Origin of the sequence: Archangium lipolyticum, assembly GCF_024623785.1 — a bacterium.
Taxonomy (GTDB): domain Bacteria; phylum Myxococcota; class Myxococcia; order Myxococcales; family Myxococcaceae; genus Archangium; species Archangium lipolyticum.
The window spans coordinates 1-18228 of sequence record NZ_JANKBZ010000063.1; the positions used below are offsets into that span (position 1 = coordinate 1).

The 18228-nt window shown below is 66.9% G+C and carries 15 protein-coding genes; 6 read left to right on the plus strand and 9 right to left on the minus strand.

Annotated elements, in window-relative coordinates; genetic code table 11:
• Positions 1–682: 682 nt before the first annotated feature.
• From NR810_RS51405 to NR810_RS51415, 3 genes are all read right to left on the minus strand, one after another.
• Complete coding sequence (locus NR810_RS51405) at positions 683–3592, minus strand: alpha-amylase family glycosyl hydrolase (RefSeq protein ID WP_257463515.1); 2910 nt, start codon at positions 3590–3592, stop codon at positions 683–685.
• A 146-nt stretch (positions 3593–3738) separates the two neighbouring features.
• Positions 3739–4203, minus strand: coding sequence for a YgaP family membrane protein (locus tag NR810_RS51410; protein ID WP_257463516.1), 465 nt, complete (start codon positions 4201–4203; stop codon positions 3739–3741).
• A 106-nt stretch (positions 4204–4309) separates the two neighbouring features.
• Positions 4310–4492: a CsbD family protein gene (locus NR810_RS51415; protein ID WP_204224235.1), complete on the minus strand. Its 183-nt coding sequence runs from the start codon at positions 4490–4492 to the stop codon at positions 4310–4312.
• Positions 4493–4657: 165 nt separating this feature from the next.
• Between NR810_RS51415 and NR810_RS51420 the strand changes: the two genes are divergently transcribed.
• Entirely contained in the window at positions 4658–5953 is a 1296-nt protein-coding gene (locus tag NR810_RS51420) for a PQQ-dependent sugar dehydrogenase (RefSeq protein ID WP_257463517.1), read from the plus strand.
• A 229-nt stretch (positions 5954–6182) separates the two neighbouring features.
• On the opposite strand, the gene glnII is transcribed toward NR810_RS51420, so the two are convergent.
• Positions 6183–7196 (minus strand): glutamine synthetase GlnII, encoded by a 1014-nt coding sequence (glnII, locus tag NR810_RS51425; RefSeq protein WP_257463518.1) that lies wholly within the window; start codon positions 7194–7196, stop codon positions 6183–6185.
• A 471-nt stretch (positions 7197–7667) separates the two neighbouring features.
• Here glnII and NR810_RS51430 point away from each other — a divergent pair, with 471 nt between their 5' ends.
• Positions 7668–9215 (plus strand): sigma-54 interaction domain-containing protein, encoded by a 1548-nt coding sequence (locus tag NR810_RS51430; RefSeq protein WP_257463519.1) that lies wholly within the window; start codon positions 7668–7670, stop codon positions 9213–9215.
• A gap of 76 nt (positions 9216–9291) precedes the next feature.
• On the opposite strand, the gene NR810_RS51435 is transcribed toward NR810_RS51430, so the two are convergent.
• A complete protein-coding gene (locus NR810_RS51435) occupies positions 9292–10059 on the minus strand; it encodes an SPFH domain-containing protein (protein ID WP_257463520.1) in 768 nt (255 codons plus the stop codon).
• Between the two features lie 99 nt (positions 10060–10158).
• Between NR810_RS51435 and NR810_RS51440 the strand changes: the two genes are divergently transcribed.
• A complete protein-coding gene (locus tag NR810_RS51440) occupies positions 10159–11229 on the plus strand; it encodes a hypothetical protein (protein WP_257463521.1) in 1071 nt (356 codons plus the stop codon).
• Positions 11230–11321: 92 nt separating this feature from the next.
• On the opposite strand, the gene def is transcribed toward NR810_RS51440, so the two are convergent.
• Entirely contained in the window at positions 11322–11843 is a 522-nt protein-coding gene (gene def / locus NR810_RS51445) for a peptide deformylase (protein ID WP_257463522.1), read from the minus strand.
• Between the two features lie 151 nt (positions 11844–11994).
• On the opposite strand from def, the gene NR810_RS51450 reads away from it, so the two are divergent.
• Positions 11995–12477, plus strand: a complete 483-nt coding sequence (locus NR810_RS51450; RefSeq protein WP_257463523.1) for a nuclear transport factor 2 family protein — start codon at positions 11995–11997, stop codon at positions 12475–12477.
• Position 12478: 1 nt separating this feature from the next.
• Here the strand turns inward: NR810_RS51450 and NR810_RS51455 are convergent, their stop codons facing one another.
• Entirely contained in the window at positions 12479–14419 is a 1941-nt protein-coding gene (locus NR810_RS51455; RefSeq protein WP_257463524.1) for an ATP-binding protein, read from the minus strand.
• Between the two features lie 148 nt (positions 14420–14567).
• Positions 14568–15455, minus strand: coding sequence for an alpha/beta fold hydrolase (locus tag NR810_RS51460; RefSeq protein WP_257463525.1), 888 nt, complete (start codon positions 15453–15455; stop codon positions 14568–14570).
• Positions 15456–15568: 113 nt separating this feature from the next.
• Between NR810_RS51460 and NR810_RS51465 the strand changes: the two genes are divergently transcribed.
• Positions 15569–16579, plus strand: a complete 1011-nt coding sequence (locus NR810_RS51465) for a cupin-like domain-containing protein (protein WP_257463526.1) — start codon at positions 15569–15571, stop codon at positions 16577–16579.
• A 23-nt stretch (positions 16580–16602) separates the two neighbouring features.
• Here the strand turns inward: NR810_RS51465 and NR810_RS51470 are convergent, their stop codons facing one another.
• Positions 16603–16767, minus strand: coding sequence for a hypothetical protein (locus NR810_RS51470; protein WP_257463527.1), 165 nt, complete (start codon positions 16765–16767; stop codon positions 16603–16605).
• Positions 16768–16838: 71 nt separating this feature from the next.
• Between NR810_RS51470 and NR810_RS51475 the strand changes: the two genes are divergently transcribed.
• Positions 16839–18071 (plus strand): hypothetical protein, encoded by a 1233-nt coding sequence (locus NR810_RS51475; RefSeq protein WP_257463528.1) that lies wholly within the window; start codon positions 16839–16841, stop codon positions 18069–18071.
• The last annotated feature ends 157 nt before the right edge of the window (positions 18072–18228 follow it).

Sequence of the window (18228 nt, forward strand, 5' to 3'; positions counted from 1 at the left end):
GCGCGGAACCTACTTCGCTTCCGCTTCCCGTGTCAACTCGCTTCGTCGACTCTCTTCTTCCCGCCGGCTCGACTCTGTCGCCAGTGCGACTTTCGCCGTTTCGGAGGGAGGCGGCTTCTACCACCACCGCGTTGGGAGTCAACTCGCTTCGTCGACTTCGTATTTCGTCTGTCACTGCTTCGTCCGGGGGACTCCGTCGCCAGTGCGACTTCGCCTGTCCGTCCGAGGGGGCGCGGCTTCTACCACCGCCGCGTTGGGAGTCAACCACCTTCGTCGACTCTCTTCTTCCCGCCAACCCGGCTTTGTCGCCTGCGCGACTTCGCCGTTTCGGGGGAGGCGGCTTCTACCACCGCCGCGTTGAGAGTCAACTCCGCTTCGTCGACTCCTTATTCCGTCTTTCAGCCCTTCCGACCCACCACTCCCAACCCTCAGCTCGGGGGCATGCAGCGCCGTTGCGCCAGCCCGTCGTGCCAAGGGAACCGATACCTAACGCTTTGTTGCCTGGTCGTCAAATGCTCAATCGGGCTGGTTGATCCACGAAAGCTGCACGGCGTCGGTTTCAGTAGGACAACCCACGGGAAAACGGGAGCTCTTCCCCACCCAGGAGACTTCCAGCGCCCCACTACACCTATGGGGCACCTTCGCTCCGCACCTGGTGAGCAGGTGAGCAGCCTGCCCCACGCTACTCCCTCCTGAAGACCACGTAGCCAGCCGAGGGGATGTTCACCTTCGTGATCCCCCCGCTCAGCGTCGCTCCGTAGTTGCCGAAGTTGTTTCCCCCGTACACCGCCGCGTCGCTGTTCAGCACTTCCTTCCATCTCCCCGGCGGCAACGACATCGGGTAGCCCTCCAGGTTCTTCCGGTTCAGGCTCCCCACCACGAGGTACTCCTCGCTCCCCGCCTTGCGCGTGAAAGCCACCACCGAGTCCTCGTCGTGCGTGTACACCCGGTGCACTTCCCCGTCCGCCTGGAAGGCCGGGCTCGAGCGACGTAGCGCGATCGCGTCCCGGTAGAAGTGGAAGCTCTGCCGACGCGTGATGTCCAGCATCGCCTCCGTCCTCCGCTCCACCGGCATCGCCGCCAGGCACTCGAAGACCTTCCGGTCCTCCTCCGACAGGCCCTGGTACTCCCCGTCCTTCGCCCGCACCTCCGGTGCCACCGGGAAAAGGCGCTCGTAGCTCGCCTTCCGCACGTCGTTGAACGTCACCTTGTCCCAGTCCCAGTCCTTCCCCAGCGACTCCCAACTCCAATCGCTGTCCCACGTGGACGGATTGCCCCACCGGAAGTCGTTCTGCGCCCCGAACTCGTCTCCCTGGAAGAACATCGGGATGCCCGGGCCCGCCATCCCCATTCCCCCAACGAACCGCGCCGCGTTCCGAGACCACTGCTCCGGGAAGTCCGTCGGCCGCTCCCCCTCCGCCGTGTTCATCGTCCGCTGCGCGTTTCCCACCTCGTCGTGGTTCGAGATGATGGTCAACGCCTTCTTCCACCCGTCCAGCCCCCGCGGGTTCGTCAGCATCGACATGAACGCGTCCATGTCCGTCTTCCACCCGCGCGCCGCCGCCTGGAGCAGCCCCGGCTTCCCATTGTCATTCACCAACCGGTGCTGGAACTCCGTGTACCACTGCGCGTCGAAGCCCCCTCCCGTGCCGTCTTTCTGGGCCGGCCTCGAGATGCTCGGGTCGTAGTCGAACTGCTCCGCCACCGTCCAAACGTCCGGGTTGAAGAAGTGCACCTGACGGTTGATCTCCCGCAGCAGCTCCCACCCGTCCCTCCCCCCCACTCCCTTGATGGGTTCCGTGAAGTCGAAGCGCAGCCCGTCGAAGTGCAGCTCCTCCACCTGCGCCACCGCGTGGTCCACGAAGAACTGCTTCACCTTCGGGTTCCAATACGCCGGCACAGCTCCCCACGGCGTGTCCCGCTGCTCGAACTTCCCCGGCTCCTTTGACCAATTGAAGTACGGGTTCTCCGCTCCCCCCAGGTTCCACAGCCCGTTGTAGTCCCCGTGCACGTGGTTGTAGACCACGTCCGCGATGACGTTCAGCCCCCTCCCGTGAGCCTCGTCGATGAAGCGCTTCAGCGCCTCCGTCCCGCTCACCCACCTGCCTTCCTCGTCCTCGAAGCCCAACGCGCTCTCCACCGCCAGACTGTTCACCCCCAGGTAGCCCCAGTTCCGGTTCCCCTCCACCTCGTTCACCGGCAACAGCTCCAGCGTCGTCACCCCCAGTTTCTTGAAGTAGTCCAGCTTCGCCCCTGCGTCCTCCAACGTCGAACGATCCCCGTTCCCCGCCTCGCCCAGGAAGCTCCCCACGTGCAGCTGGTACACCACCCACCTGCTCGGGTCCTTCTCCCTCGGCGCCCCGTCGTTCTTCCACGTGTAGCTCGCCGGATCCGTGATGACCGAACCCCGGAACGTCACCCCACTCCCCTCCGTGATGACGTCACTCCACGGATCGTTGTTCGGTGACTTCTGGCGCTCCCCATCGCTCAGCCGCCCATCCCGGTTCCCGTCATCCCTCAGCCGCAGCTCGCCCTTCTCGTCCCGCTCGTAGACCTGCAGCTCGTAGCGCAGCCCCACCAGGTTCCCCGGGTCGTTCACCAGCACCGTCCACGCCCCTCCGTGGTTCGTCATCCGGATACGGCCGTCCGGCTCGACGTTCCTCGCCCAGAAGTCGTTGAACCTCCCGTCTCGCAGCTTGTCCACCAACGAGGCGTCGAAGTCCCCGAGCCGCTTCCGCAGCTCCTCCCCACTCAGCCTCCGGCCCCCCTCGTCCTTCAACACCAGGTACGCGCTGTGCGCGTCTTCCTCGTCGTCGATGTCGAAGCGCATCAGCTCGACGTTGCCCGGCGCGTAGCGGTTCACCTCCCTGCCCGTCTTCGCGTCCAGGTGCATCCGCGACAGGCCCCGCTGCTCACCCATCATCTCCCGCGCGTACGGGTCCGGCCGCTCGCTCGTCTCCCCCGCCGAGTCCTCCACCTCGTAGACGTAGGACTGGCCCACCAGCTCCTTCCACCCGCCCTCCACCCTCGCCGACCAGTTGCCCCCTTCATCCCGCTCCATCGGGAAGCGCCGCACCCGCCCCTCGGCGTCCGTCACCTTCACCCGCACACCCTTCGCGTTCGGCGCCCAGAACTTGAACGTGGCGTCCTCACCCGAACGTCTCGCCCCCATCTCGTGGTACGTCGTCGGCGCGTACGTGCTCGTGGGCTTCTTCAGGTCCAGCTTCAGGTTGCCCTCGCTCATCACCGCCCACTGGCTCTTGCCCGCGGGGCCGTCCGCCATGACGCCCCACTCCCAGTCGTGCGGCTGGCCATCGTCGAGCACCTCCACCGTCACCGCCCACTTGCCGTCCCCCACGGGCTTCATCGGAATGGGGCGCGCGCTCCACTGCGCGCTGTAGCGGCCCGCCGCGTCCCAACTGCCCTTCACCTGCAGGTTCGTGAGCCCGTCATGCGGCCCCGCGTCGTACACCAGCGTGACCTGACGCTTCACCGGAGCACCCGCGGCGAGCACGTTGCTTCCTCCCACCGCTCCCTGTCTCGGACCGGTTACCGTGCCCTTCAGCGGGTCGTTGATCCTGGAAGTGCTCACGATCGTCTCCTCCGGCGCTCGGCCCGGTACGTGGCGGCCCTCGCTTCCCGGGCCACCACCCTCGATCAGAGTTTCTTCCAGTCAGATGTGACGCGGTGCTCGACCCTCCCGCTCCATCACTCCCACTGTGAGCTTTCGTTCATCGCTCACCCCCAGCCCGGCCCCTCCGAGCTCGCCGAGTGACCCTCATCCAGCCCCTTGAAGTCTCCTCTCCGCACCCGAAGCGCGAGCTTCTCCGCCTCGACTTCACCTCTCGTGCGGCACCCCAGCAGGCGCAGCACCGAGACCGGCGGGCACCACCCCGTCAACCCGTACTGCAGCAGCAGTCCCGCCACCACTCCCGGCACCACCAGCCACCTCCGGTCCCCCGTCGCCCCCAATACCAGTCCCACCAGCGACCACGCCGCCGCGTTCACCTGCAACGACCGCTCGAGGTCCCACTCGCGGTCCAGTTCCCTCAACCGCTCCTCCACCTCGTCCAATGGCCGGCTCGCATCACGGGCCATTCGCTCGCGTGCCTTCCGTAGGATCTCCTCGTTCGCCCTCTCCGGTCCGTGGCGGCGCACCCGGTCGTACCGGGGCTCGAGGAGCTGCTCCAGCCTGGCATCCATGCCGTACCTCCCTGAGAAAAGACGAGCGGGCCACGGGAGTGACTCCCCGCGGCCCGCTCGGGCTTCAATGGCCTGCCTTCAATGGCCTCTCCTGAAGACGCTCCAGCTACCGACGCCCCTTCACCTCGTCATCGGCATCCTTGATGACCCGCTTCGCGTCCTCGATCTTCTCCTTCACGTTGCCCTTGAGGGTGTCCTTCTTGCCCTCGGCCTCCAGCTCACGGTCTCCCGTGGCCACGCCCGCCGTCTCCTTCACCTTCCCCTTCAGCTTGTCCGTCCACTCACCCATGGCGTCCCTCCTTGTGTCCCTGTCCAATCACCGACACGTCAGAAGCTAGGTACCGGGGTAGCCACGAACACCCGACGAGGGCTCGTCCGCATGAGTGCCCTCCATCCATCACTCCCTCTCGCCGCAGCCTTCCACATCCAGCACTCGTCCCTAGCGTCGCTCGCCATGATCACGACGCTCGCCCGTCCCCCTCTCCGCTGGTTGCTGCCACTCCTCACGCTCGCCTGCTCGTCCGGCTCCGCTCCGCCCTCGGTCCGCGAATCCCCGAACACTCCCGGACAGGAGGCCCGTGTCCCCACGCCCCAGGTCCCTCCCACCCAGGCCCAGGTCCGCGCCGTCTCCGCGGAGAACAACCTCGTCCGCCCCGCCAAACGCGACTTCAACGACGAGCGTCTGCGCCAGCTCTCCGTGCGCCCCGGCTTCAGCATCAACGTCTTCGCCCAGGGCCTCAGCAACCCGCGCGTCCTCGCCGTCCGCCCCGATGGCACCGTCTACGTCACCGAGCGCGAGGCCGGCCGCGTCACCCTCCTGCGCGATACCAACGGCGATGGGCGCGCCGACCAGCAGACCCCCGCCCTCACCGGGCTCGGCCAGAAGGACAGCGGCGTCCATGGGCTCGCGCTGCGCGGCAACCAGCTCTACATGGTCACCGTCAAGCAGCTCTACGTCGCGGACATCCGCCCCGATGGCACGCTCTCCACGCCTCGCGAGCTCATCGGCGACCTGCCGGATGGCGGCCAGCACTCCAACCGCACCCTGGCCTTCGGCCCCGATGGCAGGCTCTACCTCTCCATCGGCAGCACCTGCAACGCCTGCGCGGAGAGCAACCCCGAACATGCCACCCTGCTGCGCGTCGACCCGGCCACCGGCGCCCGCTCCGTCTTCGCTCGCGGGCTGCGCAACACCATCGGCTTCGCCTGGCACCCCTCCACCGGCCAGCTCTGGGGCATGGACCATGGCTCCGACAGCCGCGGCGATGACTTCCCTCCCGAGGAGCTCAACCTGCTCGAAGAGGGCGGCGACTACGGCTGGCCCTTCTGCGCCGGCAAGCAGGAGGTGGACCCCTTCGTCTCCGCCGAGCCTCCCAACGACCAGGCCCGCGCCGACTACTGCGCTCGCACCCGGCCGTCCACGCTCGACTACCAGGGCCACTCCGCGCCCATGACCCTCACCTTCTACACGGGCTCCCAGTTCCCCACCGAGTTCCGCAACGACGCCTTCCTCGCCCTGCGTGGCTCGTGGAACCGCAACCCGCCCACCGGCTACAAGCTCGTGCGCATCCGCTTCGACCCGCAGGGCAACCCGCTCGCCTTCGAGGACTTCGTCTCCGGCTGGCTCCTCAAGGACGGCCGCGCCCACTTCGGACGACTCGTCGGCACCGCCGTGGCCACCGATGGCTCACTGCTCGTCACCGACGACTCCAACGGCATCATCTACCGCATCGCCTATACCGGCGGCTGACCTGCCTGCACCGGCGGCCCAAGTGAGCGGAACGGGCCCCGATGCGCCGCAACGGCGCTCCGGCCAGCGCGAGCGGCCCCCTGAATCCACCAAGGCCCGCTCCACTCGACCGGAAACATACGCCAGCCCCGGGGCCAAAAAATACGCCAGGCCCGACGGACGGGAAGCCCGACACCTCCCGCCCGCCAGGCCCGCGCCTCCTTACCCCAAGGAGTCCTTCTGGACGATCTCAGCCGCAGATCGTCTCAAGCATGATGCGGCACACCTCGTACGGGTCGCAGTTCGCCGCGGGACGACGGTCCTCGAAGTAACCCTTGCCGTCGTTCGCCGTCCCCAGCGGGATGCGGATGGACGAGCCACGGTCGCTCACGCCGTAACGGAACACGTTGATCGGCGCCGTCTCGTGCAGACCCGTCAGGCGCTCCGTGTTGTGCGCGCCGTACACCTGGATGTGCGCCTCGTGCCGCGCGCGCAGCTTCTCGCACGCCGCCTCGATGACCTTGATGCCGCCCGGCTCGCGCATCGCCTTCGTGCTCACGTTCGTGTGGCAGCCCGTCCCGTTCCAGTCACCCTTCACCGGCTTGGGGTGCAGCGTGGCGCTGATGCCGTACTCCTCGCCCATCCGGTACAGCAGCCAGCGCGCCAGCCACAGCTCGTCCGCCATCTCCAGCGGCGAGAGGGGGCCAATCTGGAACTCCCACTGCGCGGGCATCACCTCGGCGTTCGTGCCGCACAGCTTGATGCCCGCGCGCAGACACGCCTCGGCGTGCGCCTCCACCAGCTTGCGCCCGAACACCTCGTCACTGCCCACGCCACAGTAGTAGCCACCCTGCGGCGCCGGGAAACCCTTGTCCGGCCAGCCCAGCGGACGGTTGCCCTCGAAGAGCGTGTACTCCTGCTCCATGCCGAACCACGTGTCCTCCGCCGCGTGCTTCTCCGCCACCACCCGCAGCGGCGCCCGCGTGTTGCTCCAGTGCGGGCTCCCATCCGGGTTCATCACCTCGCACAGCACCAGGATGTCCGGTGTCCCCGGCCGCAGCGGGTTCGGGATGTAACGCACCGGCCGCAGCATCAGGTCGCTCTTCTTGCCCTCGGCCTGATACGTGCTCGAACCGTCGAAGCTCCAGTCCGGCAACTCGGAGACGCTCCGGACCTCGCCCTCCAACACCTTCATCTTCGACCGCAGCTTCGCCGTCGGCTTCTGCCCGTCGATCCAGATGTACTCCGCCATCACCTTAGGCATTCAACGTCCTCCACATGTGCCCGCTCCGGGGCCGGGTCTCTCGGCGGCCCTACCGGACCGCCTGTCTTGCCCACTCTCTTTTGCAGATGCGGTGCCAACGGCCTCACGCGGCGGAGGGCTCGACGGAAACCCTCGAAATGAGAGGGAACCGGCCTCGCGCCCTCGTGGAAGGGCCTTCCGCAAGTCCGACAATTTCGTAGGAGATGCGCGAGCTTCCTACAAAATTGTCGGAAGTGTCCCGGCGTTCCGACGCAAGGGCCGGGCTCCCACCGCTCCCGGTCCACCCCGTGATGGGAACCCAACGGATGGAGACCCTCCGAATGCCGCGCCCCGGACACTTCCCCGCCCGCCTGCTCTCACCCCCTGCGACGGTCTCACCTACAATTTCGTAGCTCTTTGGCCCAAAGCCGACAAAATTGTCAGAATCCCTCCGGGCCCCCTCGGAGACCCGTTCCGCAGGAGCAACACACGATGGCGAAGCGAGCAGACGAGCAGCAGGGCAAGCCCCCCGCCCTGGCCAGCCTCCTGGAGGTCAGCCAGGCCCTGGCCGGCGCCAACGATCTCAAGGCCGCCCTCCACCGCGTGCTGGAACGGCTCGAGCGCTACCACGGCGTCGTCCGCGGTACCGTGACCCTGAAGGATCCCAACGCCGATGACCTCTACATCGAGGCCTCCATCGGCTTGAGCGCCGAGGGCCGCAAGGCCCGCTACCGGCTCGGCGAGGGCATCACCGGCCGCGTCGTCCAGAGCTCCAGGCCCATCGTCGTCCCCGAGATCAGCCGCGAGCCCCTCTTCCTCCACCGCGCCTTCCGCGGCCGCAAGGACGGTGGCCCGGAGTCCTCCTTCATCTGCGTCCCCATCCTCCTCCACCGCAAGCCCGTCGGCGCCCTCGGCGTGGACCTGCTCTTCGACAAGGGCCGCGACTACGAGGAGGAGACCCGCCTCTTCAGCGTCATCGCCTCCATGATCGGCCAGGCCCTCGCCGCCCACCGCCTCCTCGAGGACGAACGCAAGAAGCTCCTCGAGGAGAACACCACCCTCCGCCAGGAGCTGCGCGAGCGCTACGACTTCTCCAACATCATCGGCACCTCCGGCCCCATGCGACAGGTGTACGAGCAGATCCACCAGGTCGCCCGCACCACCACCACCGTCCTCATCCGCGGCGAGTCCGGCACCGGCAAGGAGCTCATCGCCCACGCCATCCACTACAACTCCACCCGCGCCAAGAAGCCCTTCATCCGCGTCAACTGCGCCGCCCTCCCCGAAACCCTCATCGAGTCCGAGCTCTTCGGCTACGAAAAGGGCGCCTTCACCGGCGCCCAGGCCCGCAAGCGCGGCCGCTTCGAGCTCGCCGAGGGCGGCACCCTCTTCCTCGATGAGATCGGCGAGGTCAACCCCTCCACCCAGGTCAAGCTCCTCCGCGTCCTCCAGGAGCGTGAGTTCGAACGCGTCGGCGGCACCGAAACCCTCAAGGCAAACGTCCGCCTCATCGCCGCCACCAACAAGGACCTCGAAACCGCCATCTCCGAGAAGTCCTTCCGCGAGGACCTCTACTACCGCCTCAACGTCTTCACCCTCTTCATCCCTCCCCTCCGCGAGCGCAAGTCAGACCTCCTCCTCCTCGCCGACCACTTCGTCGCCAAGTACTCCCGCGAACACGGCAAGAACATCCGCCGCATCTCCACCCCAGCCATCGACATGCTCGTCAGCTACCACTGGCCCGGCAATGTCCGCGAGCTCGAGAACATCATCGAACGCGCTGTCCTCGTCTGCGATGGCAATGCCATCCATGGACACCACCTTCCGCCAACCCTGCAGACCGCCGAGGCCTCCGAGACCGTTACCAGTACGTCCTTGACCGACGCCGTTCAGCAGTTCGAAAAGGATTTGATCGCTGATGCCTTGAAGACCACCCGCGGCAATCGCGCCAAGGCCGCTCGGCTCCTCCGCACCACCGAGCGCATCGTCAATTACAAGGTCTCCAAGTATGAGATCGATTGCTCTCGGTTCCGCTCGTAGGACACCGGAACCTCGAGTCTCGACTCCCGCGTAGACCCTCACCCCAGCCCTCTCCCAGAGGGAGAGGGTGCTGCGATCAGTTGGTTCTCGATTGCGCCAACGCTCGCTCGACTTCCCTCTCCAGCTCGTCTTCCCCTCCCCTTCCCTCCTCCTCCTTCCGCTCCCTCGGCCCCATCCACGGCTGGTGCTTCAACCCGCTCGTCTCCACCGCCAGCTTCGTCGCTCGCTCCGTCAGCTTCAGGATCCCCTGGGCATCCAGCACGTTCGTCGGATCCAACTGGTCCAACGGCGTCTGCTCCAGTCTCCCCAGCGACATCCTCTCCAGCTTGAAGCCCAATAGCTCGTTCCCCAACTCCACCTTCACGTGGTCGATGAACAGGCTCCGGTCCGCCAACAACTCGTCGATGTTGAACGTGCTCGCCGAGTTCGCCAACGCGCACGCGAACCTCTCCTCCAATAGCGCCTGCACCTCCTCCGAACGGTTCGCCCTCGCACACCCCACCTCCCTCGCCACCCTCAGCACGTCCTCCGGTCTCCTCTCCACCTTCACCAGGAACGTCGCCCTCACGTCCACCCGGATCCCATCCCGGCACGACAGCCCCTGTCTTCCCCTCCTCTCCACCACCACCTTCCTCACCGACAGGTCCAACACCTCCGCCCGGTCCAACATCGGCCACACCACCGCTCCCCCAAAGCTCACCCGCGTCGGCCTCGAACCCCGCTCGATCACCAGCGCCTCCCCAGGCCCCACCCGCCGGTAGCTCATCCTCAACCCCACCGCGCAACACACCCCTCCACCCACCACCACCGCACCGGCCATCGCAAGCAGTTCGGCTGTCTCCATGGGGGCTCCACTCCTGGCTCCAGGGAGTCCCAACTCCACCACGCCCCTCGCCCCTCGCGCCAGGGCAGCTCCTTTCGCCCCTGGTGTAGCCTGTTCACCATGCGTCCCATCGACATCTGCTCCGCCGTCCTCGTCTCCACTGGCAACCGCGCCCTCCGCGAGCCATCGAAGATCCGCTGGGATGCCGTCGAGGCACTCATGGGCCTCCGCCTCCGCTACCAGAGCCCCTTCGACTCCCGCGTCACCCTCGTGGACCCCGGCGGCGAGCACATGTTCTTCGAAGAATGGTTGGAGAACCGCCCCGCTCCCTCCGCTCGCCTCTGGCTCGCTCCCTTCCCCCCAGGTGGCCCCTCCGATCCCCGTCTCGCCGGCCTCCCCCTCGAGGTCCGCGACGCCATCGGCAACGGCGGCCTCGGCTTCCTCCTCTACTCCGATGGGCAGCGCATCGAGCGCTTCGTCCCCCGCGAGGTCCAGCCCCTCCTCCATGACATCGCCGGCCCCCAGCTCTACTCCTTCATCCTGAGCCGCAAGAACGCCGCCGCCCTCTCCGAGGCCCTCGCCCGTGAGCTCAACCTCCCGCTCGAAAGTCTCGAGGGCCACCTCGCCTCCCGCTCTCCCCACGAGATGCAGGACATCGTCGAGCGCTTCATGTCCTCCGGCGCCGCCGTGGAGTACGCCTCCTCCGCCGAGCTGCCCCCTGAGGCCTCCGACGTGGAGAGCTGGAACGCATTCTTCGCCCCCTCTCCCCGCTCCTCCAGCCTGTCCTTCGAATTCCTCTACGCCGGTCCCGGCTCCGAGCTGGACCTCGAGCGTGACCTCGACTCCGCCCGCTCCGACCTCTCCTCATCCCTCGAGGCCATGCGCGACTTCGCCCAGGCCCAGGGCCTCCGCTCCTGGTCCAAGCACTTCCGCCGCGCCCTCCTCCGCTTGACCCTCGAGCCACAGCCCCTCGAGGACCTCGCCGAGCTCCTCCTCCTCAACGGACTCCCTGCTCCCGCCATCCAGCTCGCCCTCTGCGCCGCCGCTTCCGATGTCTTCGGCGGCATCGGCGCCTGGAATGACCTAGTCTTTCCCGGAGAGGCCGGGGACTCCTACCGCTCCCTCTCCGAACGCCTCCTCGCCTCCCTCCGCACCGCCCTTCGCGCCAGCCTCAATAGCTCCGCCCTTTGAACCTCGGGCTTCTGGCTCGGGCGGAACCCGGGGACCTTATACCCTCACCCCGACCCTCTCCCAGAGGGAGAGGGAGTTAGGGGGGATTGGGGCTAATCCTCCTTCTTTGCTTCCTTCCTTCGGCTCAACGCCTTCTGCAGCTTCTTCATCTTCTCCAGGATCAGCCCTCGCTTCAGGTTCGACAGGTGATCCACGAAGACGTGCCCGTCCAGGTGATCGATCTCGTGCTGCAGCACGTGCGCCAGCCTCCCCTCCGCCTCCAGCTCGTGCCACTCCCCCGCCCGGTCCTGGTACTTCACCTTCACCTTGTGGAACCGCGGCGTCTTCTCGTACTGGTCCGGCACCGACAGGCACCCCTCCTCCAACGTCACCGGCCCCGACTTCTCCAAGATCTGCGGGTTGATGATCTCGAAGAACGTCCCGTCCTCCCTCCCCACCCACGAACACCTCAGCGATACCCCCACCTGGTTCGCCGCGATCCCTATCCCCTCCGCCTCCTTCATCGACTCGAACATCTCCTCCAACAGCTTCGTGAGCGTGTCCCCGAAGTCCGTCACCGGCTTCGTCTGCGTTGTCAGCACCTTGTTGGGCCAGATGACGATGTCGCGAGCCATACCGTTTCTCTTCTCCCTGCGTGTTCGCCCGTGAAAGGCCCCTTCTACACCGGGCACGCCCCCGCGCGAGCCCCGACTGTGCCCCTCTTGTTTCCGCCTCGACTCCAACGGACAGGGCATACCGGGAGTACGTCTGCTAAACACCCCCTCCATGCACCCTCACGCCCAGCTCATCACCGACTTCTACTCCGCCTTCCAACGCCGTGACGCCCAGGCCATGGCCGCCTGCTACCACCCCGACGCCGAGTTCTCCGACCCCGCCTTCCCCGGCCTCCGCCACGCCCAGGTCACCTCCATGTGGAAGATGCTCTGCGAGCGCGGCAAGGACCTCGAGCTCTCCTTCCGCGATGTCCAGGCCGATGACCGCACCGGCCGCGCCCACTGGGATGCCCGCTATACCTTCAGCGGCACCGGGCGGAAGGTCCTCAACCGCATCGACGCCGAGTTCGAATTCAAGGACGGGAAGATCCTCCGCCACACCGACCGCTTCGACTTCTGGACCTGGTCCCGGCAATCGCTCGGCCCTGTCGGACTCCTGCTCGGGTGGTCTCCCTTCCTGCGCAACAAGGTCCAGGCCCAGGCCCGCGCCTCCCTCGACAAGTACATGAAGGACCGCGGCACCACCGGAGCCTGAGTCAGGCCTGCTCCGCGGGCTCCGAGGACTCCCGCTCCTCGCTGGGGCCATCCACCGGCAGCTCGAGCGTGAAGGTGGCTCCCTGCCCAGGCCCCGCGCTCGTGCAGCCGAGGCGCCCGTTCATCTCCTCGGCGGACAGCGCGCTGATGTGCAGCCCGAAGCCGTGCCCCGTCTTCTTCGTCGTGAAGCCCTGCGAGAACAGCCGCGCCAGGTTCTCCGGCGCGATTCCCACGCCATTGTCGGCGACCTCGATGATGAGCCGGTCTCCCCCCTCGCTCAGCCGGATGCGGATGCTCAGGCGCTTGTCCGCCGTGCCACTCTCCATCAGCGCATGCCGCGCGTTGCTCAACAGGTTGATGAGGATCTGCAACAGCTTGTGCCGATCCACGAGGATGGGAGGGACCTCCGCGTACTCCCGCTCGATGTGGATGCCCTTGCGCTCAAACGACCCGGCGTTCAGACGCAGCGCCTCCTCGATGAGCTGCGGCACCGGCAGCCGCTCCACCACCCCCGCCGCGCGCGCGTGCTGCTGCTGCATGCTCACGATGGACTTGATGTGCTCGACGCTCTCCGTCAGTGAGCCCACCTCCTTGCGCATCACCTCCCGCTCCTTCTCCAACGCCTCCGCGAGGGCGATGAGATAGCGCGGGAGCTTCTGGCCGCGCGGATCCCGGGTAAGGAAGGTGCTGAAGTCCAAGGAGTGCTCGCGCAGCAGGTTCGCGGCCTTGAGCAGGCCGGACAGCCTCGAGTGACGCAACTGATCGTTCAGCAGGCCCGCCGAGATGTTGACGCTGTTGAGCGTGTTGCCCACGTTGTGCAGCACCCCCGTGGCCACCTCCGCCATGCCCGCGTAACGCGAGACCTCCACCAGGTTGCGGTGCATCTCGCCCAGCCGGGTCTCCACCAACTTGCGCGCCGTGATGTCCTTGCTGAAGATCGTCATCCCCGTCACCGTCCCCTCATCATCGATGATGGGGCTCATGGAGACGTCCAGGACGATGCGCACATCCCCCTGTGTGTAATCCTCCTCGAACCGGATGCGCTCCCCCGCCAGGGTCTTGTCCAACAGCGGATCCCAACGCGCCTGCACCTCCGGAGACCTCGGGTAGAAGAGCCGCTGCCCCGGGACGAGCTCCTTGCCCTGAAACAGGAGGTAGGTCCGGCGCAGCGCCGCATTCGCCGTGATGATGCGCTTGTGCGCGTCGAGCGAGCACACCAGGTCATCCGTGCTCTCGACCAGGCTGAACAGCTTGCCCTCACTCTCGCGCAAGGTGCGCAGGGTGCGCTCGAACGCTTCCTGGGCCGAGCCTTGCGCGGAGCTGTACAGCGAGCTCATCACCCACACGCCCAGCAGGGAGACGGCCGCGGTGGCGTGCATGACCGTCAACTCGGGCAGGGGGATGGCGCTGGTATAGGAGGTGAAGTGCGCCCGGTAATACGGATGAATCCCCACGGCCAGGAAGAGAAAGACCGTGACGAAGGAGCCCAGGCGCAGCCCCAGCAGGTACACCGCGCAGCAGGGGATCAGCAGGGTCGCGGCGTGGAACCCCGTCTCGGGGTGTCTGCTCAGGTAGATGGCCGTCATGTGCCCCACGGACACGACCATGCACAACAGGCCCGCCGGCAGGGTCAGTGAGCGGGCCTTGCGCGCCAGCACCAGCGTCACGACGTAGAACACGCTCGACACGATCGTGGGGACCGAGGCGCGCGTGAAGGGCACGGCCAGCAGGTACACCACCGAGAACGCGAGCGCGAACAGGGTGGTTCCGACCAGCACCCGTTGGCGGAGCATCTCCGTGGGCGGAGCCTTTCTCAGGTGCTCCGACAGGAACGCGTCCAGCAGCGGCGTGAGCCAGACGTGCGGCCCTCGCCGGCGGCCCTCCGGCGCCGAGGACTCTGGTGCTCCAGCGGCTACGGGCTTCGGCTCTGATGTACTCGCCATCCAGGTGCCTCTCTGACCAGGGCGACCCCCTGTCGCGAGAACGGTCCAGAGCGAGTCTGGTCAAAAGCGCCTGGGGTTTGAAGTGGACTGGAGTGCGCGCCCCAGGCAGCCCGCTCCCACTGGGAGCGGGTCCGCCTTCACACCCCTCTCAAGACGCGCGCTGACGAGACCCCAGCCAGTGGAGCAGCTCGGCATCGAACAGGCGGCTCTCCTCGAGCTGGGGCGTGTGCCCGCTCCTGTCGAACACCCTCACCGTCAGGTCCCGGAAGTGCGCCCTGTAGGGCTGCCACGCCGAGTAGGGCGCCACCAGGTAGTCGAACCGGCCCATCGCCAGGAAGACGGGGATGTCGAGCGCGTCCAGCCCCTTCGTGATGTCGAGGTCCCGGAAGACCTCGCCATACACGTAGTCGAACATGGTCATGTTGACATGGACGCCCTTCCACAACTCCGTGGCGTCGAACTCGGGGTCGTACCAGCTCCTCGCCCCCATCCGCAGGCAGTAGGTGATGAAACGTTTCTCCGGCGCCGCGGCGACCTCCCCAGGAAGCAACTCCAGGTCCCTCTCCTGCTTCGCCTTCCGCTCGGGGCAGACCGCTTCCCGCCAGTACTGCTCATTCAATTCCGTATGGGCGGCGCTGTGACTCGGGCCCGTACCGATCATCACCACGTGCGAGACGTGACGCGGATACTTCTTGGCGTACTCCAGCGCCAGGTAGCCATGCGCGGAGTGCCCGATGATGATGATGTCCTCGAGTCCCAGGTGCTCCCTCACCCGCTCGATGTCGGCGAGCAGGATGTCCAGGGTGTATTCCGACGCCGGGGCCTCCTGCGACGAATGGGCGAAGCCCCGATGGTCGACGCAGACGAGCCGCAGGGACCGCCGCAGCTCGTCCGAGAAGGTCCTCGGGTAATAGACCGCACTGCCAATCACGATCGCGGGCCTGCCACTGCCCTCGATGGAATAGTGGAGCTCGAAGCTTCCGGAACGAACCGTTCCGCGTTCCACCGGGTGCTGGGCGCTGCCGGGCTTGGACATGATTCCTCCTCGATACACGTTGTCTGGCCGGACGCGACGTTTTGGCATGTGCCAGCCTGACATCCCTGGATAGATTCGTAACAACTCCTCCCGCCCGCCGCAGGACCCCCTTCATGCATCCAGGAAGCTCCCGTCTCGCACCCGAGTGGCAACAGTGGCTCGCGGAGAATCTCGCCCAGGGCGCGGCTCCCGATGAGGTCGCCACCGCGCTCCTCTCGGCCGGAGTGAGCGAGGAGGTGGCTCGCGCGGAGGTCGCCGCCGCCGATCAACACCCCTTCGTCCGGGCGGCACGCGGCATCGCCCGCCGCTACGCGCGCATGGAGTCGCTCATGGACGTCTACAGCGAGCTCCACCGCCAGGCGGGACATCACCGGACCGTGGAGAAGCGCGCCGGACTGTCCCCCGAGGAGTTCTTCACCCGCTACTACTTCGGCCACCGCCCCGTCGTGCTCCAGGGGCTCATGGAGGACTGGCCCGCCCTGCGCCGCTGGTCACTCGACTACTTCCGCGACACCTGCGGCGAGGCCGAAGTGGAGATCATGTCCGGCCGCGACTCCAACCCGAATCACTCCTTCGAACACGACCGGCACCGCTCCACCGTCCGCATGGCGGAGTTCCTCCGGATGATCGCCGAGGCCGGCGAGACCAACGACTTCTACATGGTCCCGCGCAACGACAACTGGCAGCGCGACGGCCTGCGCCCCCTCCGCGAGGACGTCCGCGCACCCCGAGGCATCATCGACCCGTCGCTCGATCCGCCCTCCATGACGCTGCTGCTCGGCCCCGCCGGCACCCTCACCCCTCTCCACCATGACAGGATGAACGTCCTGCTGGCCCAGGTCCTCGGCCGCAAACACGTCAAGCTCATCCCCTCCTTCCAGCCCCACCGGGTCTACCCCCGCGACGGCACCTTCAGTCACGTGGATGCCTCGAACCCCGATCCCTCGCGCCACTCCGCCTTCCAGGAAGCCCACATGGTGGAGGTGGTGCTCGAACCCGGAGAGCTCATCTTCATCCCCGTGGGCTGGTGGCATTGGGTGCGCGCGCTCGACGTCAGCGCCACCGTCACCTTCCATCACTTCCAAATCCCAGAGGGGAACACCCTCATGGTGCTCCCCCCCTGAGCCCGTACTGGACTCGCTCCGCCCTACTTGCGCTCGCCCTCACGGACGAGCGGCGGGACCTGGGGCATCGGCGACAGCTGCCGCGACCCGGGCCGAGCCGCCGCCACGCACGGAAGATTGTAAGGTATCACGTTGACATCGCCCTCATCGGCGACGGTGTGCTTCGGAGCCGCGTGGGAATCCACCATGGCATCCACTCCTTTGAACATCGGGTGTGACGCGCGAGCCTAACAGCATGGGCCCCCATGGGACAGGCGCAGTGACCGTCAGCCGGGGGACTCGCGCGCTGAAGCGCTTGCTCCAACAGGCCATCGACCTCCGCGGCCTCGACCTGGAGGGCTTCCGCCACTGGCTCACCCAACAACTGCCCTTCTGGGAGTCCGACCCCGTCTTCGTTCAGCGCGCCAGCATCCGCGACCTGCGGCGCGCCCACCCCGAGCTCCGCGCGCTGGAGCGGGCGTATCGTCGCGCCACCGCCGCGGACGAGGCCTCTCCCCAGGGCGCTCGCCTCCTCCAGGTGGAAGAGGAGCTCTCCAGGACCGGCAAGGCCATTGCCGGGCTCAGTGCCGCGATGGTACGGGCCGAGCCAGGAAAACAGCCCGGTCTGCAACGCAAGTTGGATGCCTTTCAGGACAGGCAGCGGGAGCTTCGACAGGAGCAGGCACTGCTGACCCAAGAGAGCCCTCCACGGCAGGAGCTGCTCCGGGTCCGCGCGGAGTTACAACAGCTCCGCTCGCGCCTCGGACTGGAGCGCGCGGAAGGCGACCTGGCCGAACTCTTGACGCACCAGGGGCAGCGCTCCGGGCACGCGGGTGGCTCCTTCGAGCAACAGGCCCTCGAGCTCACATGGAGCTTCATCGTGCCCGATCTGATCGGGAGAGAGAGCCCCGAGGCCACGGCGCGACTGCGGGTGCTCACGGGCGTCGGTCTCGGCGCCGCACGCACCGAGCTCGACCAGCTGCTCATCCGTCTGCCTCGCCGCCCAGAACAGCCCGTCGAGGTGCTCGCCCTCATCGAGGTGAAGCGCAACCCCAATGACCTCGCTCACGGGTTCCTTCGCCGTCAGGAGAACCTCTCCTGGTTCACGGGCGAGAGCGGGCATTATGACCCATCGGCGTATCGGACCCGCTACTTCCGCTCCGGGCACTTCGACCGTGAGGCCGTTCACGAACAGGACGGCCAGCGGTTCGTCTTCTCGCGCGCCTCCTTCCGGCTCTTCCGGCGCGAGCCCGGCCTCGCTCAGTTCCTGCGCCGCCTGTACTTCATTACTCGGCCGGGCACTCTCGCCGGTATCTCCGCCTCCGCTCTGGCTCGCATCCGTCACCGCGTTGCGACCGATGAACGGTGGTTCCTCCAGGACGACTCCTCACTCCTCGAGCTGCTTCGCTGGTGCCAGTCCCTCGCCGAACCCCTGGAGGCTCCCGACGTGCTACGGATTTACTGCTCCGTTCCGGGGCGCGGACGGCAGGTGCTGGTGCTCCACCGCTCGTGAGTGTCCACGGGCGAGTACACCGCTCCGACTACCCTCACCCCCCGCCCTCTCCCAGAGCTGAGCATTAGCCACATTTGGCCAACCGGGGGAATGGTGCGCCGCATTCCATGACTTATAGAGTCATGAGGAAGGAGATGACGGCAGCAGTAGCTTCGCT

Excerpts from the sequence above, each read along its gene's own strand:
- NR810_RS51410 (WP_257463516.1), bottom strand. The coding sequence starts at position 4,203 with ATGGATGCCAGGCTGGAGCAGCTCCTCGAGCCCCGGTACGACCGGGTG.
- NR810_RS51460 (WP_257463525.1), bottom strand. The coding sequence starts at position 15,455 with ATGTCCAAGCCCGGCAGCGCCCAGCACCCGGTGGAACGCGGAACGGTT.
- NR810_RS51420 (WP_257463517.1), top strand. The coding sequence starts at position 4,658 with ATGATCACGACGCTCGCCCGTCCCCCTCTCCGCTGGTTGCTGCCACTC.
- NR810_RS51415 (WP_204224235.1), bottom strand. The coding sequence starts at position 4,492 with ATGGGTGAGTGGACGGACAAGCTGAAGGGGAAGGTGAAGGAGACGGCG.
- NR810_RS51455 (WP_257463524.1), bottom strand. The coding sequence starts at position 14,419 with ATGGCGAGTACATCAGAGCCGAAGCCCGTAGCCGCTGGAGCACCAGAG.
- glnII (WP_257463518.1), bottom strand. The coding sequence starts at position 7,196 with ATGCCTAAGGTGATGGCGGAGTACATCTGGATCGACGGGCAGAAGCCG.
- NR810_RS51450 (WP_257463523.1), top strand. The coding sequence starts at position 11,995 with ATGCACCCTCACGCCCAGCTCATCACCGACTTCTACTCCGCCTTCCAA.
- NR810_RS51440 (WP_257463521.1), top strand. The coding sequence starts at position 10,159 with ATGCGTCCCATCGACATCTGCTCCGCCGTCCTCGTCTCCACTGGCAAC.
- NR810_RS51465 (WP_257463526.1), top strand. The coding sequence starts at position 15,569 with ATGCATCCAGGAAGCTCCCGTCTCGCACCCGAGTGGCAACAGTGGCTC.
- NR810_RS51470 (WP_257463527.1), bottom strand. The coding sequence starts at position 16,767 with ATGGTGGATTCCCACGCGGCTCCGAAGCACACCGTCGCCGATGAGGGC.
- NR810_RS51435 (WP_257463520.1), bottom strand. The coding sequence starts at position 10,059 with ATGGAGACAGCCGAACTGCTTGCGATGGCCGGTGCGGTGGTGGTGGGT.
- def (WP_257463522.1), bottom strand. The coding sequence starts at position 11,843 with ATGGCTCGCGACATCGTCATCTGGCCCAACAAGGTGCTGACAACGCAG.
- NR810_RS51430 (WP_257463519.1), top strand. The coding sequence starts at position 7,668 with ATGGCGAAGCGAGCAGACGAGCAGCAGGGCAAGCCCCCCGCCCTGGCC.